The following is a 21,706-nucleotide window of genomic DNA, read 5'->3' on the forward strand; positions in this document are numbered from 1 at the left end:
CGGTGGCCTGAAAACTCTCACTCTGTGCAGGCGCCGTGCGCCGTCAACTGATCAAAGGAGGCCGATACCATGAGCTTCATGGCCACCCATCTGTCCCGCACCTGCCTCGCGCTGCTGCTCGGCCTGAGCGCCAGCGCGGCGTTCGCCCAGTCCCCCGCGGAGTTTATCGATGAGGCTTCGGCCAAGGGCATGGCAGACATCGAGGCCAGTCGCCTGGCCCACCAGAAGACCTCTTCCAAGGCGGTCAAGGACTACACCATCGTGGTCATCAACGATCGCACCACCGCCAACCAGCACCTGGCGAAAATCGCCAGGAAACTCGACCTGCCCGTGGTACCCCGGGAAGAAGTGATCAGCAACGCCAAGGCGCTGATCCCCGAGGTTCCGGAAGGCGAAGCCTTCGATGCCGCCTATGCCGAGAGCCAGGTCAAGGCCACCGAAGAAGCCATCGAGCAGATCCAGCAACAGGCCGAAATCACCGAGGTCCCCGAACTCAAGGCCTTCGCCGAAGAGACCCTGCCGAAACTGCAAAACCACCTGCAAATGGCCAAGGCCCTCAAGGCTGGCCGGCCCCTGGATCAGTTGGACGGCTGAGTACCGTCCCACCACCGATGCGCCTTCGGGCATGACCTGAAGGCGCACCGCGTCTGGTGCTGCTGTCTCCCCCAGGCATTTTTCAATATCGATTCAACTCGGCTTCTGCTGTTGCTCGGGCAGATCGCTGATTTCACGTTGGAACGCCGCTTGTGCCCGGGCGCAGGTGAGGATGCGGTAGCGCGTGCTGCGTGAGACGGTTCGGTCACGAAAGCGCTGGTACACCGGCTGGAAGACGGTGCGATCCAGGTTGGGGTGCTCCGCGTTCAGGTACGCCTCGCAAAGCCGGTCGTAATCCTGCTGCGCGATGAAGCGCCGGAACCAGAAGCGGTAGAAGTAGCCCAGCAGGAAACCCAGGCTGAAGTCGCGGTCGAGTACTGAGTGGGCGCAGCACTCGAAGTCGATCAGGCGCAGGCGGCCATCGGCGGCGACCAGAATGTTTTTCGGGTGGGGGTCCATGTGCACGAAGTCGTCGTCGAGCATCTGGCCGAACAGCCGGAAGATAGCCGACAACAGGGTTTCAGCCTGCTCGGGATGGGCCAGCAGGCGGTCGTCGACGCTGCAATGATCCGCCCAGAAACCCACCAGCAAGTACTCTTCGCGCAGGAACGGAAAACGCCCCTTGTAGCCAAACGCCGAGACCTGGGGCGAGAGGGCGGATTTGCCCGATACCACCGACAGGTTGATGAATTCATTGGTCAGGTCGTGCAGGCCGAAGCTGCGCTTGAGCCCGAGGAAGTTCTGCAGCTGCTTTTTCCAGTGAGTCAGGCGGTTGCGCTTGAGCACCCATTGGCGTTCGCCTTCGAGCAGGAACACGCCCCGGGTGTCTTCCGGAATATCCAGCGTGGGATATTGCTCGGGCTTGGCCAGAAAACGCCGTATCAGCGGGTCCAGTTCGTGCCGATGGGCTGGATCGAAATGGAAGGTCACGCCATCGATCTGCTGTCGATGCAGCGTTCGGGTGAAGCTCCTGAGGTGAAGCATGTAGGGTTCCTGGCCTGGAATTGCGAACGAGGGGGCGCTGTGAGCCTGCGCTGAAACGCGAGCCGAAAGGGCGCGCATCATAATTCATCGCAGGTCCTGGCGTTCACGAAAATCATCCGGGTTCTGCGGCCTTGTGTGCCCTGGCGATGGGAACAACCATGCAACGATTTGCCCGGGCGCAGACTGTTTTGTCCGAGGCGGTTCGCCGGGCAGCAGGTGCGAGGTGTGTTCCAGGCGCACCTTGTGGGGGCATCTGCCGTGGGGTGAGGTGGAAGATGCGTTTTGCAGTAGCGCTCCAGCTGGGCAAATGATGCAGAGACAGCGGGCGATAAGGTGCTGACGACGTTGGAGACGCTGAGGGCTATTACATCGCATGTGCGGTGGTTCGCTCCGTGGTCGGTGCCAAGCGCATCGTCCAAAGGGACACTCAGCGTCACCTCGATCTTCCGTTTGAAATACCCAGTACCTGGCACTGAGTCGGACCGCCTCAGGTATTGACCTGCCAGCGAGCCTGGCGACTGCCGCGCCAGTTGAAGCTGCTCAGTGCCAGCAAGAGTAAGAGTATCGAGTAGATGGCGTAGGTCCCGAGCCTGTCGTAGGCCCAGCCCGCCAACAGAATGCCCACGAGCCCGGCAAAGCGGCTGATGAAGTCTATCGAGCCATACCAGCTACCAATGATTTCCTTGGGCACGGTGAGTTGGATGGCGCTGGCCGTGGTACGGAAATACAGCGTGGTACCGAACTGGAATACGAACATGCCGGTGCCCGCGAGCCAGATGTTGCCGCGCAGGCATAACGTGATGCAGACCCCCGAGATCATGATCAGGTGGGACAGCAATATCGTGCCCGGCACCCGGGAGGTCTGGCCACTGGCGCGCAAGGCGAGTCCGCCGGCTATGGCACCTGCCGCTCCAACGGAGAACAGGTAGCCGGTCTGCACTTCGGAAAACCCATGAAAGCCCCGAAGCAGGGGGACCCACAGGAGCGCCAGCACGCTGACCACCAGCAGGCAGGTGGCATAAGAGGCGAGGAAATAGCGCCAACGTGGAGCGCGCAATAGATCGATGGTGGCTCTTGACGCGCCGGTGACACTTTCCTGGAAGCGTTGGGCAAACGAGGTGCTGGCAATATCGAGGGGCGAGGTTTGCCCATTCAAGGCGCTCAGGCTGATCGTCAAGGCGAGCGCGGCCAGCATGAAGGCAATGGAGGCCAGCAGTGAGATCGACAAGCCGACGTTGAAAATGACCAGGGCCCCGATGACCGGCCCCAGGGTCCTGGCGATGCCATTGAAGGTGGCGAGCAGGCCGTTGATTCTGGGGATGTCGCCAGCAGTGAAAAGGAACGGGATCAAGGCAAACAGGATCAGCCGTGAATACTGATGAATCAGGTCGACGAAGAAGGCAAAAAACCACACCCATTCCACGGAGCGGTCGTAGACCCGAAGGACAAAAATGGCCAGGGCAAACACCGCGATGTTTACCAGTTGCGTGGCAATGAACAGTTTCCATTTGTTGAAACGATCGATAAAACCCGCGCCTAGCAAGGTCACCAGTATTTCAGCGCTATAGCCGATGGCGTAGGTGGTGGTAACGGCCAGCGTCGTTCCGCTGATGGAGTAGGCGAGGTTGGCGAATACCAGGTCGTAGATGGCTTCGGAAAGTATGAGTAATACCCCCAAGGCCACAAAGGACCAGACTGACCGCGCCGTTGAACTGAAGGAGGTGGGCACAGAAATTTAATCCGTTAAATTTTCTATCACGGGGCCAGGGCGTCGATGTGGGCGGGTAGGCGCGGCTGGGCTGTTCAACGTTTACGGGGTGTTTTTCCCGTCGCCATCTTATGCCGTGCGGGGGCATGAAAAATAGCGGAGTCATGAGGCCGATATGGAACATTAGGTTATGAACCAGGGGCTTCTGGCTCTAACGGGATGCTCTTTTATCAAGTGTCTGGCCCCAGGAAAAAAGGTCCCGGGTCAGTGCGCGGCGTTCTGCCGGAACTGCCGTGGGCTGACGCCGGTCAGCGCCTTGAACTGGCGGCTGAAGGCGCTGTGGTCGGTGTAGCCGCATTGCAGGGCGACGTCGGTGATCGGCAGTTCGCCGAGCAGCAGGCGCGAGGCGTGTTCCAGGCGCACCTTGTGGATCATCTGCCGTGGGGTGAGGTGGAAGATGCGTTTGCAGTAGCGCTCCAGCTGGGCGATGGACAGGTCGGCGATATGGGTCAGGTCGTCGAGGCGGATCGCTTCGTTGTAGTGCTCGCGGATATGCCGGTCCACCGCGGCCAGGCGTTCGTAGGCCGGGTGCGCGTCGCGGGCGGCCTGCAGGTCGAGGGAGATGCCGGCCATGCCGATGATCTGCCCGTCGCGTCCGTGCAGCGGCAGCTTGTGGGTCAGGCACCAGCCGGGTTCGCGGCTGCCGTACAGGTGCAGTTCCAGCTGGCCCTTGATGGTGACGCCCTGGCGCAGCACGCGCTGGTCCTGCTCGGTATAGACCGGGCCGAGCACGGCGGGAAACACCTCGGCCGAGGTCTTGCCCAGCAGCGGCGCGACGTTCTTGAAGCCGCAGCGCTGGGCCAGGGTCAGGTTGGCGGTGAGGTAGCGGGCCTGCAGGTCCTTGATGAAAAACACCGCGTTGGGCAGGGTGTCGAGCAGCGGGATCACCAGGGCCATGCTGCCCAGCAGGCCGTGAATATCCTCGGGCGCCTGGCTGGCGATGGCTTCGGGCAGACGGTGCAGCTGAGCGGTATCGATCATCAAGGGCTGCTCTTGTTGTGGGACGGGGCGCGCCCCGCGACTTTGGGTCTACTGGCTCATCCTTGAATTGCGCGGCGCCGTTGGCGGGCGGCCCACGGCAACGGTCTGCGCCTCACTTCACGCCGGGCGTCGACGATTCCATCAGCAGCGTCTCGATCCGCGCCGGCACCAGGGGCGCTCGTGGCGTCGGCGCGGCCCAGCCGAACAGGGCCTGTGCCGCCGTGGCGCAGACTCGCCCCTGGCAGGCGCCCATGCCGCAGCGACTGTGCAGTTTGGCCTCGCTCCAGCTCGCTTCGCCAGCCACGGCGGCGTAGGGCACATCCTCGCAGCGGCACAGCAGCGTATCAGCTCGCGCCAGGCTCAGAAGCGCCGGTTGCAGGGCGAAGGTTTCACTCACTCGCTCGGCGAACGCCTGCCAATGGGCCCGACGCTGGATCAGCGCGGTGGCCTCCCGGGTCTGCCCGCTGGCGGCCAGCCCGGCGATCTCGCCTTCGACCCTCGCCAGTTCGCTGCCGCCGACCCCGGTGCATTCGCCGGCCGCGTAGACCTGGGCGAGGCTGGTGCCCTGGTAGCGATCCACCGCGATGGCGTTGGCCTGCAGCTGGCAGCCGAGGTGGCTGGCCAGAGTGGTATTGGGCACCAGCCCGAAACCGCAGGCGAGACGTTCGCAGGGTATTTCCCGAACCTGCTCGCCCTGCTGGATACGCACCGCTTGCAGGCGATCTTCGCCCAGGGCCTCGAGCACATGGGCATTCCAGCGATAGGCCGCAGTGGCCAGCCCGGCGGCCTGGCCGAGCTTGGCCGGCCAGCGCCAGAGCCCGGCGGCGAATGTCGCCAGGGCGGCCAGCGGGGCCTGCTCCAGGACCGCCTGCACCCGGGCGCCGGCCTGGCGAGCCGTGGCGGCGCTGGCCAGCAGCAACGGCCCGCTGCCGGCGATGACCACGCGCTCGCCGGCCAGCGTCAGGCCGTTTTTCAGCAGGGCTTGCAAGGCTCCCGCGCCCGTCACTCCGGGCAAGGTCCAGCCGGGGAAGGGCAGCAGCAGTTCGCGGGCGCCGCAGCACAAGATCAGGCTCTGATAGCGGACCAGCAAAGCCTGCTCGGCATTTTCCAGCAGCAGGGCATTGGCGCCAGCGCCGGCCACCACCCGGGTGCCCGGCAGGTAACGCAACCGAGGATGCTCCAGCACCTGCAAGGCGTCGCGGGCGATGCCGGCGAGCGTGACGCCGGGCCCGTTGCGCCAGATCTGGCCGCCGGGGCGCGGGTTGTCGTCGAGCAGGACGATCGAGAGATCGCTGCGGCTCGCCGCCCGGGCCGCCGCGAGGCCGGCCGGGCCACTGCCGACGATAAGGATGTCGCAGCTCAGGCGCTGTTGACTCATGGCGTGCGCTCCACGTGCATGCCTTCGCGGCACAGGGTCTGGCAGGCCAGTTGGCGCCGGCCGTCGATGGTCATGCGGCATTCCTGGCAGATGCCCATGCCGCAGAAGGGCGCCCGGGGCTGGCCGGTGCAGGAGGTTCGGGTACGTGGGTCGCCGCTGGCGGCGACGGCGGCAGCGACGCTCAGGCCATCGCCCACGGTCAGCGCCTGACGGTCCAGGTAAATGATCATGGGGCAGTTCCAGTCAGGGAGGCGGTCAGCTCGGCGAAGCGTGCGGGGCGATAGGCCTGGGCGTCGATATCCGGCCGTTCGCCGAGCAGCAGTTGGGTCAGCAGCCGGCCGCTGCCGGGGGCGGTGGTGACGCCCAGGCCTTCATGCCCGACCGCCAGCCACAGGCCTGTGTGGCGTGGGTGTTGGCCAAGGATCGGCAGGCCGTCCGGGGTGGCGGCGCGAAAGCCGGTCCAGGCGCGGATGCCGTTCAATTGCGCGAGCCCCGGCAGATAGGCCACGGCCCGTTGCAGCATTGGGGTCAGTACTTCGGGCTCGATGGCCGGGTCGAGGCTGTCGAACTGCCGGGACGAGCCGATCAGCAGTTGCCCGGTCGGCCGTGGCTGCACATTGAACGCCACCGAAGTGCCGTTGCTGGCGTGGGCGCTGGCGGCGTAGCCCAGCTCCACCAGTTGGTGGGACACCTGCCGGGGGTAACGGTCGGTGATCAGCAAATGGCCTTTCTTCGGCCGCAACGGCAACTCCGGCAGCAGGTTCTTCGCCGCCAAACCGTTGGCCAGCACCACGTACTCGGCACGCAGCACGTGGCCGTCATCCAGCTCCACGCGGTGGTCGGCGATGGCGCTGACCGTGGCCCGCTCGCAGCTGATCCCTGGCGTGTTGTGCAACAGCCAGTGGGCGGTGGCCGGGGAGTAGAGAATGCCGTCGCCGGGGATCTTCAGGGCGCCGCCAAGCCCTTTGCGCAACAGGGGTTCGAGTGCAGCCAGGGTCGCGCTGTCGAGCAATTCGCCCGCCACGCCGTGCTGGGCCAGGTTGATTTGCTTGGCCCGGGCCAGGTCCATTTCCGCAGCGTCCGCGGCCAGCCACAGGGTGCCGCAATTGCGGTAGGCGCAGGTGGCTGGCAGCTGCGCGCGCAGCTGGTTCCACAGGCCGATGGAGTAGTGACTCAGGGCCAGTTCGGCACGGTTGTCGTCCATCGCCACCAGGTGGCCCATGCCCGCGCCGGTGGCGCCACCGCTGGCGTTGTCGAGCACCCGTACCCGCAGGCCGCGGCGGGCCATTTCATGGGCGCAGGCGGCCCCGACTATGCCGCCGCCAATCACCAGGACATCGGCTTCGGCCGGCTGGCTCACGAGACGATGCCCCAGCCGAAAGGATCGCTGTCTTCGATCAGCAAGGTGGCTTCGGCGCTGATGTGAGCGGTGCCGCGAAGGGTCGGGATGACCTGCTCGCCTGCCTGCTCGTAGCTGGCGCTGAACTGGCTGCCGATCACGCTGGCCTGGCGCCAGGTCGCCCCGGGCGCGAGTTTGCCGTCGGCGGCCAGGCAGGCCAGCTTGGCGCTGGTGCCGGTGCCGCAGGGGGAGCGGTCGTAGGCCTTGCCGGGGCACAGCACGAAGTTGCGGCTGTCGGCCTGCGGGTCGTCGGCGAACAGCTCGATATGGTCGATCACACCATCGTCGGCGCCGCTGATGCCGGCGGCCTCCAGGGCTTCGCGCACGGCCCAGGTGTAGTGGGTCAGGGCTTCGACGTTATCCAGGGCTATGCGCTGGCCATGCTCGCTGATCAGGAAGAACCAGTTGCCGCCCCAGGCGATATCGCCACGGACTTTGCCGTGGCCGGGCAGTTGCAGTTCGACGCCACTGCGGTATCGGTAGGCCGGCACGTTGCGCACGCTGACCGAGAGGTCGTCGTGCAGGGTGGCGCTGACGGTGCCCACCGGGGTTTCGATGCGGTGCACGCCGGGTGCGATGCGCCCCAGGTGATACAGCGAACGCACCAGGCCGATGGTGCCGTGGCCGCACATGCCCAGGTAACCGCTGTTGTTGAAGAAGATCACCCCGGCACAGGCATCCGCCGCCTGGGGTTCGCACAGCAGGGCCCCTACCAGCACATCGCTGCCCCGCGGTTCCAGCACGCAGGCCGTGCGCCAACGATCGTGGCGTTCTTGCAGAACGGCCAGCCGTTCGGCCATCGAACCGTTGCCCAGGTCGGGAAAGCCGTCGACAACCAGGCGAGTCGGCTCGCCCCCCGTATGTGAATCGATGACGGTTATTTTTTTCATGGCAGCACCTGACGGAAAAGGCCTACAGAGTGGCTCGGGAAAGGGCCGCATCGCTTGTGGGTTTTCTCTGCGGCGGATGACGAAATCGGCACAGTGATGAAGCTCGCCCATCCTGTAGCCGCTGCCGAGGTACGAGGCTGCGATCGGCTGCGCAGCAGACGCAAAGCCTGCATCCCGGATATTTCTGTTGCACCGCGTTGTCTGGCTTGGCGGCCGCTATGCGACCGATCGCAGCCTGCGGCAGCGGCTACAAGGACGCGCTGGGGCGGGGATTTGTGCGGCGGTTCGGTGGGGAAATACTGGGGAAAGTTCTGTACGTGAACGGGCAAATGTGCCGATTTCGTCTTGCTTGAGCGGGAAAAACCTCAAGCTGCGGGGCGGTGAAAGGCGGAATCTGTTTTTCGTTTCCAACGCCTGTCGGCCCCGACCGACTCAACCAACAAGGACAAGACCATGAGCCGTAAAGCCATCCATTGGAGCGGTGTGTTCCCTGCCGTCAGCACCCAGTTCAAACCCGACTTTTCCCTGGACCTGGACGCCACCCACAGCGTCATGCGCAACCTGGTGGCCGACGGTGTGTCGGGCCTGGTGGTGTGCGGCACCGTGGGCGAAAACACCTCGCTGAGCACCGCGGAAAAACTCTCGGTGATCGAGGTCGCCAAGGACGCCGCCGGCGGCCGCGTGCCGGTGATCGCCGGGATCGCCGAGTTCACCACCGAGTTCGCCCGCAACACCGTGCGCGAAGCGGCCAAGGTCGGGGTCGACGGGGTGATGGTCATGCCGGCCCTGGTGTATTCGGCCAAGTCCCATGAAACCGCCGCGCACTTTCGCGCCATTGCCACCGGCACCGACCTGCCGGTGATGGTCTACAACAACCCGCCGATCTACAAAAACGACGTCACCCCGGACGTGCTGATCGCCCTGCAGGACTGCGAAAACATCGTCTGCTTCAAGGACTCCTCCGGCGACACCCGGCGCTTCATCGATCTGCGCAATGCCGTGGGCGACCGCTTCGTGCTGTTCGCCGGCCTGGATGACGTGGTAGTGGAAAGCATCGCCGTCGGCGCCGAAGGCTGGGTCTCCGGGATGTCCAACGCCTTCCCGAAAGAGGGCGAAACCCTGTTCCGCCTGGCCAAGGAAAAACGCTTCGAAGAGGCCCTGGCGCTGTACCGCTGGTTCATGCCGCTGTTACACCTGGACGCGCGTCCGGACCTGGTGCAGTGCATCAAGCTCTGCGAGGAACTGGTCGGTCGCGGCTCCTCGATCACCCGCCCACCGCGCCTGGCCCTGCAGGGCGAGACCCTGGCCGAGGTCAAGGCGATAGTCGCCAAGGCCCTGGCCGAGCGTCCGCAGTTGCCGGACGTCGGCCTGTAAGCCCGCCGACAGGCCACCCCGCGTAGTGGCTCGCGGGGGCGGCCTGGTCCACGAGAAGAACCATCAGGCACTCGCGCAGTGCCGTGTTTCACCACGTCGGCAGCCTGCTCGCAGGAGGCCGGCGCGACATTCGATCTGCCTACTCCAATAACTCAATAAGAAGGCGCGCCTATGTCAGGCCAAGGCAAATTCAAGAAACAGCTCTCTCTGGTTGACCTCACCTTCATCGGCCTGGGGGCGATCTTCGGTTCCGGCTGGTTGTTCGCCGCCAGCCATGTCTCGGCCATCGCCGGGCCGGCGGGAATCTTCTCCTGGCTGCTCGGCGGTTTCGCCGTTCTGCTGCTGGGCATCGTCTATTGCGAACTGGGCGCGGCCCTGCCGCGAGCGGGCGGGGTGGTGCGTTATCCGGTGTTCTCCCATGGGCCGCTGCTGGGCTACCTGATGGGCTTCATCACCTTGATCGCGTTTTCCAGCCTGGTGGCCATTGAAGTGGTGGCGGCGCGGCAATACGCAGCGGCCTGGTTTCCGGGGCTGACCCATGCCGGCAACAGCAACCCGACCCTGCTCGGCTGGCTGGTGCAGTTCGCCCTGTTGTGCCTGTTCTTCTGGCTCAACTACTCCAGCGTCAAGACCTTCGCCAAGTCCAACAACCTCATCAGCCTGTTCAAGTTCGTGGTGCCGCTGCTGGTCATCGGCGTGCTGTTCACCTTCTTCAAAGCGGAGAATTTCCACGTCCAGGGCTTTGCTCCCTTCGGGCTGTCCGGCATCGAAATGGCGGTCTCCGCCGGCGGCATCATCTTCGCCTACCTGGGCCTGACGCCGATCATTTCGGTGGCCAGCGAAGTGCGCAATCCACAGCGCACCATTCCCATCGCGCTAATCCTTTCGGTCCTGCTCTCGACCCTGATCTACGGCCTGCTGCAACTGGCGTTCCTCGGCAGCATTCCCACCGACATGCTGGCCAACGGCTGGAGCAGCATCAGCAAGCAATTCTCCCTGCCGTACCGCGACATCGCCCTGACCCTGGGCGTCGGCTGGCTGGCCTACCTGGTGGTGGCCGACGCGGTGATTTCCCCCAGCGGCTGCGGCAACATCTACATGAACGCCACGCCACGGGTGGTGTACGGCTGGGCGAAGACCGGGACCTTCTTCAAGGTCTTCACCCGCATCGACGAGCAGTCCGGCATCCCGCGCCCGGCGCTGTGGCTGACCTTTGGCCTGTCGGTGTTCTGGACCTTGCCGTTCCCGTCCTGGGAAGCGCTGATCAATGTGGTGTCGGCGGCCCTGGTGCTGAGTTACGCGATCGCCCCGATCAGCGTGGCGGCGCTGCGCAAGAGTGCGCCGGACCTGCCGCGGCCGTTCCGGGTCAGTGGCTTCGGCCTGTTGGGGCCGGTGTCCTTCGTCATCGCCGCGCTGATCGTCTACTGGTCCGGCTGGAGCACGGTGTCCTGGCTGCTGGGCCTGCAGATCCTGATGTTCGTCATCTACCTGGGCTGCAGGCGCCTGGTGCCCACCGACCACCTGAGCCTGACCGAACAGGTGCGCTCGTCCCTGTGGCTGATCGCCTTTTACGCCCTGACCATGGTCATTTCCTACCTGGGCAGCTTCGGCGGGATCGGCGTGCTCACTCACCCCTACGACACCCTGGTCGTCACCCTCATGGCCCTGTGCATTTACTACTGGGGCGCCAACACCGGGGTGCCAGGCAGCAAGCTGCTGCTGGAAGGGGCAGACGAATGAGCACGGCCCAGGCATCCATTCAGCTCACGCCATTTATTCAGAGAGGTAACCCATGCCTGTAACAGGACAACTGCTGATCGGCCAATCCCGCGTGCGGGGCGGCCACGGCGAAGTGCATGCGCTGGCTGCCGCCACCGGCGAGACCCTGGCGCCGGGTTTTGGCGGCGCCGGCCCGAACGACCTGGAGCGCGCCTGTGCCCTGGCCGAGGCGGCATTCGACCGCTACCGGGAAACCAGCCTGGAACAACGGGCGGCGTTCCTGGAGAGCATCGCCGGCAACATCCTCGCCCTCGGTGATGAGCTGATCGAGCGCTGCATGAGCGAGACCGGCCTGCCCCGTGCCCGCCTGGAAGGCGAGCGCGGGCGCACCGTAGGCCAGCTGCGTTTGTTCGCGGCGGTGGTACGCGACGGCGCCTTTCTGGAGGCACGCATCGACCCGGCCCAGCCGGAGCGCCAACCCTTGCCCAAGGTGGATCTGCGCCTGCGCCAGATCGCCATCGGGCCGGTGGCGGTGTTCGGCGCCTCGAACTTTCCCCTGGCGTTTTCCGTGGCTGGCGGCGACACCGCCTCGGCACTGGCCGCCGGTTGCCCGGTGGTGGTCAAGGCGCATTCGGCGCACCCCGGCACTTCGGAACTGGTAGGCCAGGCGATCCAGCAGGCGGTGCACAGCCACGGGTTGCCGGAAGGGGTGTTCTCGCTGCTGTTCGATTCCGGCCGCGGCATCGGCCAGGGGCTGGTGGCGGACAGGCGGATCAAGGCCGTGGGCTTTACCGGTTCGCGCAGCGGCGGCGTGGCGCTGATGAAGATCGCCGCGGCCCGCGAGGAACCGATTCCGGTCTATGCCGAGATGAGTTCGATCAACCCGGTACTGCTGCTGGCCAATGCGTTGGCCGAGCGCGGCGAAGCCATCGCCCAGGCCTTTGTCGGTTCCCTGACCCTGGGCGCCGGGCAGTTCTGCACCAACCCGGGTTTGCTCCTGGCGGTCGACAGCCCGGCGTTGCGCGCATTCGAAGCCGCGGCGGCCGCGGCGCTCAAGCTGGCGCCCGCGCAGACCATGCTGACGCCAGGCATCCACGCCAGCTACTGCCAGGGCGTCGAGCGGCTGCTGCGGCATGCCGAGGTGGAGTCCTTGGGGCAGGGCGCCGATGGCCAGCGCTATCAGGCCCGTGCCGCGCTGTTCGCCACATCGGCCGAGGCCTTTATGGCCCGCGCTGCACTGCGCGAGGAGGTCTTCGGCTCGGCCTCGTTGATCGTGCGCTGTGCCGATGCGGCCCAGATGAGAGCGCTGTTGGCGAGCCTGGAAGGTCAGCTGACCATCGCCCTGCACCTGAGTGACGACGACCATCTGCAAGCCCGGGAACTGCTGCCGTTGCTGGAGCGCAAGGCTGGCCGCCTGCTGGTCAACGGTTTTGGCACCGGGGTCGAAGTCGGCCATGCCATGGTCCATGGCGGGCCGTTCCCCGCCACCTCGGATACGCGCACCACTTCGGTGGGCAGCCTGGCGATCCAGCGTTTCCTGCGCCCGGTGTCGTACCAGGACTTGCCGCCAGCACTGCTGCCGCAGGCTTTGCGCAACGACAACCCCTGGCAGGTTCCACAGCGTCTCAACGGCGAGCGCCCGTTGTAGCCGCTGCCGCTGGCTGCGATCAGGCCGCAGGCCTGCGGCGTTCTCACCCTCAACCCCATAGGGCCGGGTTTCCCGGCCCCCACGGTTTTTATCGGAGCACAAGCCCCATGTCCGATCTCGTCACTCTTTCCCTCGCCGAAGTCCATGACCTGTCCCTCAAGGTGCTGACCCGCCACGGCCTGTCCAATGCCCATGCCCGGGCCATTGCCGAGGTCATCACCCAGGGACAGCGCGACGAGTGCCATTCCCACGGCGTGTACCGCCTGCTGGGTTGTGTGCGCTCCGTGCGCGAGGGCAAGGTCGACCCGCTGGCCGAGCCGAGCCTGCGGCCTATTTCCGCGGGCGTGCTGGAGGTGGATGCGCACTACGGTTATTCCCTGCTGGCGTTCCAGACCGGCTTGCCATTGCTGGCGGAAAAGGCCCGCAGCCAGGGGCTGGCGGCCATGGCGATCAAGCGGTGCTTCCACTTCTCCGCTCTGTGGCCGGAGGTCGAGGCCATCGCCGCCGAGGGGCTGGTGGGCATCGCCATGAACCCCAGCCACAGCTGGGTGGCGCCGGCCGGCGGCAGCAAACCGGTGTTTGGCACCAACCCCCTGGCGTTCGCCTGGCCACGGCCGGCGGGCCAGCCGTTCGTGTTCGACTTCGCCACCAGCGCCATCGCCCGCGGCGATATCGAACTGCACGCGCGCCAAGGCAAGGCCATCCCCGAACACTGGGCCATCGACGCCCAGGGCCAACCGACCACAGATGCCAGGGCGGCCCTGCAAGGCGCCATGCAAACCTTCGGCGGGCACAAGGGGTCAGCCCTGGCGGCGATGATCGAACTGCTGGCCGGCGCCCTGATCGGCGACCTCACCAGCGCCGAGTCCATGGCCTTCGACGCTGGCGTCGGCGCCGCGCCCTGCCATGGCGAACTGATCCTGGCGTTCGATCCGCAGGTGTTTCTGGGGCAGGACTACGAGAAGGGTCTGGAACGCGCCGAAGGACTGTTCGCAGCCATCACGGGGCAGGGCGCGCGGCTGCCGTCGCAGCGGCGTTTCGAAGCTCGAAAGCGCAGTCTTGAGCACGGAGTGCAGATTCCTCGTTCCCTCTGGCAAGATATTCACTCTTTGCTGACTGATCCCCTTTAGACATTTGGCGCGGGACGGCTGGGTCTTGATCAGGCAAGGAGTCTGTCCGTATGTTCGGGGAGTGTTGAGTAGATATCATCAATCACCGATGTGCCCATTTTTTATTCTGGTTCTAGATGAGAACAGGGAGTTTGGAGAGGGAAATGCTAGATCGGAAATTGGAAATGCAGGTACGAGATATTCCTATAATTTATGAAAAGTTTTCAGCTTTGATTGGTGAAAATGTTTGGAAGCGTAGAGCCCTGGAAATTAAGTCTGCGATTAAAGGTAATAGGTATTCAGAGTTTTATCTGACATCAGAGAATGAAGTGGCGTTAGCCTTTAACAGGCTTCGGGACGTGATTTCAAAATATGGTGCCCTGCCAATTTCTATGTTGGAGTCGGGGGACTATCCAATTTTGGCTTTTGCCGATAGTGTTTTGCTGATGGTAGAGTCTTGTGATAAGGAGATGGGGCGTCGTTTGGTTCAACGCGTTCGTGGATCATTTAAAAACCCCGCAGATCTTCGTGCGCTAAGACTCGAGTTGTTTATAGCAGCTCACTGTGCCCATAAAGGGTATGAGGTGGTTTGGCCTGAAATGACCAATATTGGAACTTTTGATATCTTGGTTCCGGGGTTGGGTTCTAATGGGCTTGAAATTGAATGTAAATCAATATCCGAAGATAAAGGGCGAAAGGTACACGGCTGGGATGCAATAGACTTTCTTAATTATCTTGGGAAGAAGCTAAACATCGAATCCAGTGTTCCTGTTAATGGTATCGGTCTGGCCGTTACTGTGACCGTGCCGGACCGGTTACCGAGTACATCCAGGCTTAAAGTCGAGTTGGCTCAGGAGGTTTTAAAGGCCGTTGGGAACAGGGAAAACCTGAAACTTTCTGATGGGACCAATATCAAGATAGTCGAGTTCGATTCCTCAATTTTTAGTGGTTTCAATGCGCAGACCGATAATCAAATGGTGATGACGGCATTAGAAGAAATGCTGGGTATCCGGGTTTCATATGGTGTGGTTCGTCGAAGTACTGAGGGGGGAGCACTTGCTATAGTTGTCAATAGCGCTATCGAAGATGCTGTCATTGAGTATGTCCTGGATGTATTTAGTAAATCGGCGAAAAAGCAGTTGTCTCGAACTCGGCCTGGGTTGCTGGTTGCTGGGTTTGATGGGCTTGATAATAAGCAGCTTGCCTCAATAGCAGCTCATGATTATAGGAATGTAGAGAGCCCGACAACAATGAAGACAGGTGCGTTAGGCTTTCTGAGAAACGAGAGTAGAGATCATGTCATAGGTACCGCTTTTGTTTGTCGGCCAGAGTCAATAAGCGTGGAACCTAGTGTTACTAGATCAACGGGGTCCGCTTATCATTTTTACAATCGGGAAAGCTCTATGTGGCATAACGATATGAATGACTTTTTTCGCTGACTTTGTATTTGAGTCTAACTAGATGCGTCCATAGCCTGTTTCTGTCCTTGATATCATCGAGTAAGCGATTGCCATCAATGAACCTTCACTTCGAAACCCCCAACCTGTTGCTGCGCCCGCGTACCCTCGAACACTTCGAGGCGTGCATCGCCATGGACCTCGATCCGCACGTCACCCGTTACCTTCCCGGCCCCTGGGACGGTGGCGAGGAGCACCGCGATTTCGTGCGTTCGCGTATGGAGCGCGATTTTGGTGAGCACTGCGGCTATTGGGCGATCTTTGCCAAGTCCGCGCCGGAGGAGTTTCTCGGCTGGGTGTCGTTCATTCCCTACGAGGCTGTCGGCCCGGAACTGGAAATGGGCTGGCGCCTGGTGCGCCGGGCGTGGGGCAGGGGTGTTGCGTCCGAGGCGGCGGGGCGCATCGTCGAGCACGCTTTTCTCGGGGCAGGAGTCGAGCGCATCGTCGCCGATGCCCATGCCTTGAACGAGGCCTCGCTGGGGGTGGCGCGCAAGCTGGGTTTTCGTTTTGTGCGCGATGGCGAGTTCGAGGGACTGCCGAGCAAGTTTTTCGAGATGACCCGGGCGGATTTCGACGCCCGAGGACGTTGATCTGCCGCCGCTGACTGGCCGTTTGTCGCCACCTTGCTGCCGCTATCTGCCTGCTGCTATCAGGTTCAGCTAGCAGACAGTCTCGAGCTGTTAAAACACGTCTTACGCCTGGCAGGAGCCGGGTGGTTGCAGGGGGCGTTGTCAGCAGTTCAAGCGTCGGCGTCAAGCGCCGGGGAGGCAGCATGTTGTTACGTTACACGGCTCTGGTGGCGGTGGTCGTAGTGGCCTCCGGGTGTGTGCAGGAACGGGTGGTGCATGAGCGGCGGGTGGTCGAACGCGCGGCGCCGGTGGAATACGCCGAGGTGGTTGCGCCGCAGCCACCGCCGGTGCGGGTCATCGAAGTCGAGCCCATGCATCGCCCGGGTTATGTCTGGTCCCGGGCTTACTGGCACTGGGATGGCCGGCAGTATGTGGCGGTCCATGGTCACTGGGAGCCGTTGCGTCCCGGGTACCATTATGTGCACCCGTTCTGGGAGCGTCGCGGCGATGGCTGGCACCTGCATGCGGGTGGCTGGGCCAGTTGAGCGAAGGCGAACCGGCGCACAGGCAAACCTATGAAAACGACCCGAACGGGTCGTTTTTTTTGCGCTCGCAGAACGCTGCATGCCTTGGCGTTAGGAGCGCCACGAACCTTCGGGCAGTTCGACTTCTCGTTCCGCCTGTGCCAGGGCCGCGCGCAGCCCCGGTTTATCCAGCGGGATGCAGTAGGCCGGTTTGGCCCGTTCGAAACGCCAGCTGTCCGCCAGGCCGCCGCCATCGACCGTGTCGAAACCCAGCTCGTCGAGCAATTGCACGACCTGCGCCTTGGCCTGCGGATCGTCGCCGGCAATCGGCAGGGCGCGGCGATCAGGGGCGCCACTGGGGCGGGCGTCGATCAGCAGGTCCTGGGCGAGGATGGCATTGAACACCTTCACCACCCTGGCGCCTTCGAGGTGCTTGGCGAGCAATTGGCTGGTGGTGGTTTCGAAGCGGTCCAGGGCCTCGATATGACCGTCGCGGGACGGGTAATAGTTATTGGCGTCCAGCACCGTCTTGCCGGCCAGCAGGGCCACGGGGAGGCTACGGTAATGGGCCAGCGGGATGGCCACCAGCACCAGCTCGCCGAACTGTACGGCGTCTTCGACGCTGCCGATGCGGCTGCCGCGAATGCCGCTGGCCACGCTGCTCATGGTCTGTGGGCCGCGGGAGTTGCTGAGCATCGCCTCATGCCCCGCCGCCAGGGCCAGTTGCGCCACGGCGCGCCCGATAAAACCTGCTCCGATAATGCCGATACGCATGTCCATGCTCCGTTGAAAGGGTCGAGCGGCTATGATGATTCGCCACCAGATGGCGATAAATAAGCGCCTGGTACTTGGTCTCGTTACTGGGAGTGTTGAATGATGGATCGTCTGACCAGCATGGAGGCCTTTGTCGCGGCCGCCGAAAGCGGTTCCTACGCCCGTGCGGCGACCCGCCTGGGGCTGTCGCCGCAGATGGTCGCCAAGCATGTGGCGGCGCTGGAGCAGCGGCTGGGCGCGCGCTTGCTCAACCGCACCACGCGCCGGCAGAGCCTGACCGAGCTGGGCAGTGCCTACCTCGAGCGCTGCAAGCACCTCCTCGGCGAAGCCCAGGCTGCCGATTCCCTGGCGCAGATCATGAACGCCACGCCCCGGGGCAAGTTGCGCATCAGCGCGCCGGTGACCTTCGGCTCCTACAGCCTCATGCCGTTCGTGACGGCGTTTTTGCGCGAGCATCCGCAGGTGGAAATCGACCTGCACCTCACCGATCGCTACATCGACCTGGTGGAGGAGGGCTACGAGGCGGCCTTTCGTATCGGCCCGCTGGCCGATTCCAGCCTGACCGCCAGGCCGCTGGCGCCCTATCGCCTGATCGCCTGCGCGGCACCTGCCTACCTCGCCGCCCGGGGCACGCCACGGGTGCCGGCCGATCTCGAACAGCATGAGTGCCTGGGGTACGCCTACTGGTCGCGGCCGGCGGACAACCAATGGCAGTTCCGCCGCGACGGCCAGGTACATGAGGTTCAGGTGCGCAGCCGCTTGCAGGTCAACGAGAGCAAGGCCCTGCTGTCGGCGGCCGTGGATGGCTTCGGCATCGTCCTGGGGCCGGCGGATTTTCTCGAACCGGCGCGGGCTGCGGGGGAGTTGGTGCAGTTGCTACCCGGCTATGAGGCGCCGAGTCGTGCGATGCATCTGCTGTACCGGCCGGACCGGCAGATGACCGCCAAGCTGCGGCACTTCGTCGATGCGGTGATCGCTCGTTTCGGCGCCTGAGAGCAACGTCGTCAACCGTCGAAGCGCTCTAGCTCGAAGGTCTTGAGAACCAAGCTTTTTTGTAACCAATACCGTTCGTCCGACGGATGGGTTTGGCAAGCGCCTGCCCGTCAGTCATTCTGGTGGCCGGGATGTCCTAATGCCACTATCGCTTTCATCCCCGTCGCGCCCCCTCCAGCCTCCCTGCGAATAGGTTGTTTATTGTGATGATCGCGTTGTCCCGGCCCGAGGTCGTGTATGCCCGATAAGGCGATTGCCGAGGAGCGGCGCCTGGCCGCCCTGCATGCCCTGGAGTTGCTGGACACCGCCAGTTGCGAGAATTTCGACCGGATCTGCCGCATGGCGGCCGAGTACTTCAAGGTGCCTACCGCCTTGATCAGCCTGGTGGACCGTGATCGTCAGTGGTTCAAGTCGCGGGTGGGTTTCGATGAGCCGCAGACGCCCATCAGCCAGTCGTTCTGCGCCTTCACGGTGCAAGGCCGCGAAGTGCTGGAGGTGCGCAACGCGGCGCTCGATCCGCGTTTCCAGGACAATCCGCTGGTGACCCGCGACCAGGGCATCCGCTTTTACGCCGGGGCGCCGCTGTTGACCGCGTCCGGTTATGCCATCGGCAGCCTGTGCATCATCGACAAGGTCGAGCAGCAGTTGAGCATCGTCGAACGCCAGCAGTTGCGGGACATGGCGGCGATGGTCATGGAGCAGGTCGAGCAGCGCCAGCGCCAGCGTCGTCGCGACCCGGTCAGTGGCCTGGCCAATCGCGAGCAGTTCCAGAGCGACCTGCGTGACCTGGTCGAGCACCACATCGGCGAACAGCGCGTGCTGGTGCTGATCGATGCCCTGGACATGAAGGTGGCCCACGAACTGACCCTGGCCCTGGGGCTGGCGCCTTTCGAGACCATCATCCGTTTTCTCGCGCTGCGTTTGCAGGAGTACCTGGGGCGGCATGTGCGGGTCTATCACGTGTCGGTCAAGCGCTTCGGCTTCCTGCTGCCGGCACCGGCCGAGGGGCTCGATAGACTGCTCTATGCGCTGGTCAGTCGCCTGCGTCGCCAGCCGCCCGGGCTGGGGTTTCCCATGATTCCCACGGTCTGCGCCGGAACCGTGGAGTTCGAGATCGATACCCAGTCGGTGGACGATGCCTTGCGCAAGGCCATGTTCGCCCTGGAGCTGGCCATGGCCGGGCGCAGTTTCTGGGCGCATTACGATGCCGGGCGCGATCACGCCCAGCGCCGCGCGTTCAACCTGGCGTCGGACCTCAACGATGCCTTGCGCAGTGGCCAGATCTACCTGATGTTCCAGCCACGCTTCGCCCTGCCCGACGGAGCCCAGGTCAGTGCCGAAGCCTTGCTGCGCTGGGAACATCCGTGGCTGGGGCCGATCTCGCCCGCCGAGTTCATTCCGGTGATGGAGCGCAACGGCCTGATTCATCAGGTGACCCGCTGGGTCATCGACACGGTGTTGAGCAAGTTGCGCACCTGGGGCCTGCCCGAGAGCAGCAAGCTATCGATCAATCTGTCGCCCAAGGATTTCGAGGACCAGGATATCGCCGAGCTGATCCGCCGCGCCTGTGAGCTGCATGGCATCGACCCACGGCGGCTCGAAGTGGAGATCACCGAGGGCGAGTGGCTGCGTTCCAACCCGAATGTCCTGGCGCAATTGACGCGCATTCGCGAGCTGGGCATGGACGTGGCCATCGATGATTTCGGCACGGGCTACAGCAACTTTGCCTACCTGCACCAGATCCCGGCCAACGTGGTGAAACTCGACAAGTCGATGATCACCGACCTTGAGCGCAACACCCAGCACCAGAAGATCACCCGCTCGATCATCAGCCTGGCCCGCGAGCTGGGTTATCGCACCGTGGCCGAGGGCATCGAGAGTTTCAAATGTTTGCAGATGCTCTACACGTTCGGTTGCGATGAAGCCCAGGGTTATTTCCTCGCCAGGCCGATGCTGCAGGAACGCTTCCTGGCCTGGAGCGGGGCGAACCGGTTCCCGTTGCAGCTTTGCGTCTAGGGCAGGCCTGCTGCTCGCCGGCGAGGCTGTGCCTTAGCGGGCCTGGCCGAGGGTCTTGGCCATGGCTTCGCCCGCCAGGGCATGGACTTTGCGGGTCGGGTGCCATTCATCCCAATAGAAATATTCGTCTGGATGGGCGCACGCCGGCTTCACCTCGGGATAGGTCGGCTGGCACGGTCGGTCGAGCTGGGCCAGGCCATGCTCGGCAGGTCGGCGGCGCAGCTGATCGCTGAAGGCGATGTGGTCGAAGTAGGTGATTTTTACATTGAGCTTTTTGCTCTCGGCCACCAGCAGCGACGGCAGTTGCCGTTCAAGTATCCGTTGATAGCGCAGCGCCTGTTCGCTCTGCCCGCTGGCCATCACAGCCGGGGCATGGCGCAGGTCGGTGCTGCCGACCACCAGGAAATGCCTGGCGCCGGCCTTGGCCAAGCGACTGACGGCATTCTGGATATGGTCGATGCTGCTGGCGGCCAGTTCGTCGATCGGTTCCTTGTGGTCGAAGTCGGCATGTTCGAAAAAGTCGTTGGCGCTGATGAAGATGAAGTACAGCGCGCCAGGGTCGGCCTGGCCTTTGGCGTTGGCCAGGTAGTCGTCGATCTGCCCGCTCACTCCTGTGTCGCGGTACGCGGTCATCCAGGCGTAGTAATTGTTCTGCCCGCTTTTCGCGCCGCCAACGGCGTGGTCGGTGAGGGGTAACCGCAGGCTTTTTGCAAGCACTTCCACGGCGGTCGGGCCGTTGCTCCAGCGGCCTTGCCAATACAGCTCGCCGGGCAGTTGCTGGGCGTCCTTGAACTGCTGGGCGAGCATGTCCCGGGTCAAACGGTCGCTGGCGCCGTTATCGGAATAACTGTCGCCGAAGGCGTAGAGATGATCGAACGACGGGCCGGCCAGGCAGTTGCCGGCGGCCAACGAAAGTGCGAGCAAGGGAGCGAGCAGGATCTGGCGCATGGGCGGTCTCTACGGTGAAAGGCGAGGGCTCATCGTAGAAGTTTCGAGCGTTGCCGATGCGTCGGATGCGACCTGGGCTTAGCCGTACTCGTCCGCGCGTGCCTGTGGGCGACCTGTACGACTAAAGTTTCATCGCGGCGAACGGGCGAGCAGGGCCTCGACCTTTTGCCGGAACGCCTCCAGCGCGGCCTGTTCCTCGGCGCTGTATTGCCTGGCGCTTTCATCCAGCGCGCAGACGGTGCCGAACACCTCGCCATCGGCATCGCGCACCGGGTAACCCAGGTAGTTGCTCAGGCCGAATTCGACCTCGTCCTCGTTGCCCGCCCACTCGGCTTCCAGGCGCGAATCCTTGACGTACAGCGACTGGCCGCTGTCCACCACGCGCTCGCAATACAGCGCCTGGCCGTTGTGCGCGAGGCTGCTTTTCTGGCCCTGGGCGCCAATCGGATAAGTATTCTCATGCCGCCCGCCCGAGGCTTCGACCTGCATGTGCTGGGGCAGCGAACGCATGATCAGGATCGAGCTGACGCCCAGTTGCCTGGCCAGGGCGTCGATATCGGCCTGCAGCGAGTCGAACAACG

The 21,706-nt window shown here is 63.7% G+C and carries 20 protein-coding genes; 10 read left to right on the forward strand and 10 right to left on the reverse strand.

Annotation, left to right across the window (positions count from 1 at the left end):
• Positions 1 to 69: 69 nt before the first annotated feature.
• On the forward strand, positions 70 to 594 hold the full coding sequence (locus J4E58_RS29680) for a DUF4142 domain-containing protein (protein WP_087089146.1): 525 nt from the start codon (positions 70 to 72) through the stop codon (positions 592 to 594).
• A gap of 93 nt (positions 595 to 687) precedes the next feature.
• Here J4E58_RS29680 and J4E58_RS29685 read toward each other — a convergent pair whose 3' ends face one another.
• The 7 genes from J4E58_RS29685 to J4E58_RS29715 all read right to left on the reverse strand — a co-directional run bounded on the left by J4E58_RS29685 (position 688) and on the right by J4E58_RS29715 (position 7,994).
• The gene (locus tag J4E58_RS29685; RefSeq protein ID WP_087089144.1) at positions 688 to 1,578 is read right to left on the reverse strand and encodes a phosphotransferase; all 891 of its coding nucleotides are present in this window, start codon (positions 1,576 to 1,578) and stop codon (positions 688 to 690) included.
• Between the two features lie 487 nt (positions 1,579 to 2,065).
• A complete protein-coding gene (locus J4E58_RS29690; RefSeq protein ID WP_223815861.1) occupies positions 2,066 to 3,307 on the reverse strand; it encodes an MFS transporter in 1,242 nt (413 codons plus the stop codon).
• 243 nt (positions 3,308 to 3,550) lie between these two features.
• Entirely contained in the window at positions 3,551 to 4,327 is a 777-nt protein-coding gene (locus tag J4E58_RS29695; RefSeq protein ID WP_087089140.1) for an AraC family transcriptional regulator, read from the reverse strand.
• 112 nt (positions 4,328 to 4,439) lie between these two features.
• The gene (locus J4E58_RS29700; protein WP_087089138.1) at positions 4,440 to 5,705 is read right to left on the reverse strand and encodes an FAD/NAD(P)-binding oxidoreductase; all 1,266 of its coding nucleotides are present in this window, start codon (positions 5,703 to 5,705) and stop codon (positions 4,440 to 4,442) included.
• Entirely contained in the window at positions 5,702 to 5,935 is a 234-nt protein-coding gene (locus tag J4E58_RS29705) for a 2Fe-2S iron-sulfur cluster-binding protein (protein WP_009042551.1), read from the reverse strand. Before J4E58_RS29705 ends, J4E58_RS29700 begins: the two co-directional genes overlap by 4 nt.
• Entirely contained in the window at positions 5,932 to 7,065 is a 1,134-nt protein-coding gene (locus J4E58_RS29710) for an FAD-binding oxidoreductase (protein WP_087089136.1), read from the reverse strand. The genes J4E58_RS29705 and J4E58_RS29710 overlap by 4 nt, the downstream gene beginning before the upstream one ends.
• Positions 7,062 to 7,994 (reverse strand): 4-hydroxyproline epimerase, encoded by a 933-nt coding sequence (locus J4E58_RS29715; protein ID WP_087089134.1) that lies wholly within the window; start codon positions 7,992 to 7,994, stop codon positions 7,062 to 7,064. Before J4E58_RS29715 ends, J4E58_RS29710 begins: the two co-directional genes overlap by 4 nt.
• A 453-nt stretch (positions 7,995 to 8,447) precedes the next feature.
• Here J4E58_RS29715 and J4E58_RS29720 point away from each other — a divergent pair, with 453 nt between their 5' ends.
• The 7 genes from J4E58_RS29720 (at position 8,448) to J4E58_RS29750 (ending at position 16,415) form a co-directional block, all read left to right on the forward strand.
• Complete coding sequence (locus J4E58_RS29720) at positions 8,448 to 9,368, forward strand: dihydrodipicolinate synthase family protein (RefSeq protein ID WP_085530049.1); 921 nt, start codon at positions 8,448 to 8,450, stop codon at positions 9,366 to 9,368.
• A 171-nt stretch (positions 9,369 to 9,539) separates the two neighbouring features.
• Positions 9,540 to 11,108: an APC family permease gene (locus J4E58_RS29725; protein ID WP_087089131.1), complete on the forward strand. Its 1,569-nt coding sequence runs from the start codon at positions 9,540 to 9,542 to the stop codon at positions 11,106 to 11,108.
• A 52-nt stretch (positions 11,109 to 11,160) separates the two neighbouring features.
• Positions 11,161 to 12,735: an aldehyde dehydrogenase (NADP(+)) gene (locus J4E58_RS29730; RefSeq protein WP_087089129.1), complete on the forward strand. Its 1,575-nt coding sequence runs from the start codon at positions 11,161 to 11,163 to the stop codon at positions 12,733 to 12,735.
• A 107-nt stretch (positions 12,736 to 12,842) separates the two neighbouring features.
• A complete protein-coding gene (locus J4E58_RS29735) occupies positions 12,843 to 13,865 on the forward strand; it encodes an Ldh family oxidoreductase (protein WP_087089127.1) in 1,023 nt (340 codons plus the stop codon).
• Positions 13,866 to 14,008: 143 nt separating this feature from the next.
• Entirely contained in the window at positions 14,009 to 15,283 is a 1,275-nt protein-coding gene (locus J4E58_RS29740) for a hypothetical protein (protein WP_143481875.1), read from the forward strand.
• A gap of 77 nt (positions 15,284 to 15,360) precedes the next feature.
• Complete coding sequence (locus J4E58_RS29745) at positions 15,361 to 15,891, forward strand: GNAT family N-acetyltransferase (protein WP_087089125.1); 531 nt, start codon at positions 15,361 to 15,363, stop codon at positions 15,889 to 15,891.
• Between the two features lie 182 nt (positions 15,892 to 16,073).
• Complete coding sequence (locus J4E58_RS29750; RefSeq protein ID WP_087089123.1) at positions 16,074 to 16,415, forward strand: YXWGXW repeat-containing protein; 342 nt, start codon at positions 16,074 to 16,076, stop codon at positions 16,413 to 16,415.
• 90 nt (positions 16,416 to 16,505) lie between these two features.
• Here the strand turns inward: J4E58_RS29750 and J4E58_RS29755 are convergent, their stop codons facing one another.
• The gene (locus tag J4E58_RS29755) at positions 16,506 to 17,168 is read right to left on the reverse strand and encodes an NADPH-dependent F420 reductase (RefSeq protein WP_087089121.1); all 663 of its coding nucleotides are present in this window, start codon (positions 17,166 to 17,168) and stop codon (positions 16,506 to 16,508) included.
• Positions 17,169 to 17,270: 102 nt separating this feature from the next.
• Between J4E58_RS29755 and J4E58_RS29760 the strand changes: the two genes are divergently transcribed.
• Both J4E58_RS29760 and J4E58_RS29765 read left to right on the forward strand, forming a co-directional pair.
• Positions 17,271 to 18,161 (forward strand): LysR family transcriptional regulator, encoded by an 891-nt coding sequence (locus J4E58_RS29760; protein WP_087089327.1) that lies wholly within the window; start codon positions 17,271 to 17,273, stop codon positions 18,159 to 18,161.
• Positions 18,162 to 18,398: 237 nt separating this feature from the next.
• Positions 18,399 to 20,177: a sensor domain-containing phosphodiesterase gene (locus J4E58_RS29765; RefSeq protein WP_087089119.1), complete on the forward strand. Its 1,779-nt coding sequence runs from the start codon at positions 18,399 to 18,401 to the stop codon at positions 20,175 to 20,177.
• Positions 20,178 to 20,210: 33 nt separating this feature from the next.
• Here the strand turns inward: J4E58_RS29765 and J4E58_RS29770 are convergent, their stop codons facing one another.
• Entirely contained in the window at positions 20,211 to 21,125 is a 915-nt protein-coding gene (locus J4E58_RS29770) for an SGNH/GDSL hydrolase family protein (protein WP_087089117.1), read from the reverse strand.
• A 129-nt stretch (positions 21,126 to 21,254) separates the two neighbouring features.
• Positions 21,255 to 21,704, reverse strand: coding sequence for a GAF domain-containing protein (locus tag J4E58_RS29775; RefSeq protein ID WP_207255351.1), 450 nt, complete (start codon positions 21,702 to 21,704; stop codon positions 21,255 to 21,257).
• Between the last annotated feature and the right edge of the window lie 2 nt (positions 21,705 to 21,706).

Source organism: Pseudomonas sp. FW305-25 (genome assembly GCF_017351415.1).
GTDB lineage: Bacteria > Pseudomonadota > Gammaproteobacteria > Pseudomonadales > Pseudomonadaceae > Aquipseudomonas > Aquipseudomonas chlororaphis.

What these genes read in the sequence shown, in the direction of transcription:
- J4E58_RS29680 (WP_087089146.1), top strand. Translation starts at nt 70, where the DNA reads ATGAGCTTCATGGCCACCCATCTGTCCCGCACCTGCCTCGCGCTGCTG.
- J4E58_RS29685 (WP_087089144.1), bottom strand. Translation starts at nt 1,578, where the DNA reads ATGCTTCACCTCAGGAGCTTCACCCGAACGCTGCATCGACAGCAGATC.
- J4E58_RS29695 (WP_087089140.1), bottom strand. Translation starts at nt 4,327, where the DNA reads ATGATCGATACCGCTCAGCTGCACCGTCTGCCCGAAGCCATCGCCAGC.
- J4E58_RS29700 (WP_087089138.1), bottom strand. Translation starts at nt 5,705, where the DNA reads ATGAGTCAACAGCGCCTGAGCTGCGACATCCTTATCGTCGGCAGTGGC.
- J4E58_RS29705 (WP_009042551.1), bottom strand. Translation starts at nt 5,935, where the DNA reads ATGATCATTTACCTGGACCGTCAGGCGCTGACCGTGGGCGATGGCCTG.
- J4E58_RS29715 (WP_087089134.1), bottom strand. Translation starts at nt 7,994, where the DNA reads ATGAAAAAAATAACCGTCATCGATTCACATACGGGGGGCGAGCCGACT.
- J4E58_RS29720 (WP_085530049.1), top strand. Translation starts at nt 8,448, where the DNA reads ATGAGCCGTAAAGCCATCCATTGGAGCGGTGTGTTCCCTGCCGTCAGC.
- J4E58_RS29725 (WP_087089131.1), top strand. Translation starts at nt 9,540, where the DNA reads ATGTCAGGCCAAGGCAAATTCAAGAAACAGCTCTCTCTGGTTGACCTC.
- J4E58_RS29730 (WP_087089129.1), top strand. Translation starts at nt 11,161, where the DNA reads ATGCCTGTAACAGGACAACTGCTGATCGGCCAATCCCGCGTGCGGGGC.
- J4E58_RS29735 (WP_087089127.1), top strand. Translation starts at nt 12,843, where the DNA reads ATGTCCGATCTCGTCACTCTTTCCCTCGCCGAAGTCCATGACCTGTCC.
- J4E58_RS29740 (WP_143481875.1), top strand. Translation starts at nt 14,009, where the DNA reads ATGCTAGATCGGAAATTGGAAATGCAGGTACGAGATATTCCTATAATT.
- J4E58_RS29745 (WP_087089125.1), top strand. Translation starts at nt 15,361, where the DNA reads ATGAACCTTCACTTCGAAACCCCCAACCTGTTGCTGCGCCCGCGTACC.
- J4E58_RS29750 (WP_087089123.1), top strand. Translation starts at nt 16,074, where the DNA reads ATGTTGTTACGTTACACGGCTCTGGTGGCGGTGGTCGTAGTGGCCTCC.
- J4E58_RS29755 (WP_087089121.1), bottom strand. Translation starts at nt 17,168, where the DNA reads ATGCGTATCGGCATTATCGGAGCAGGTTTTATCGGGCGCGCCGTGGCG.
- J4E58_RS29760 (WP_087089327.1), top strand. Translation starts at nt 17,271, where the DNA reads ATGGATCGTCTGACCAGCATGGAGGCCTTTGTCGCGGCCGCCGAAAGC.
- J4E58_RS29765 (WP_087089119.1), top strand. Translation starts at nt 18,399, where the DNA reads ATGCCCGATAAGGCGATTGCCGAGGAGCGGCGCCTGGCCGCCCTGCAT.
- J4E58_RS29770 (WP_087089117.1), bottom strand. Translation starts at nt 21,125, where the DNA reads ATGCGCCAGATCCTGCTCGCTCCCTTGCTCGCACTTTCGTTGGCCGCC.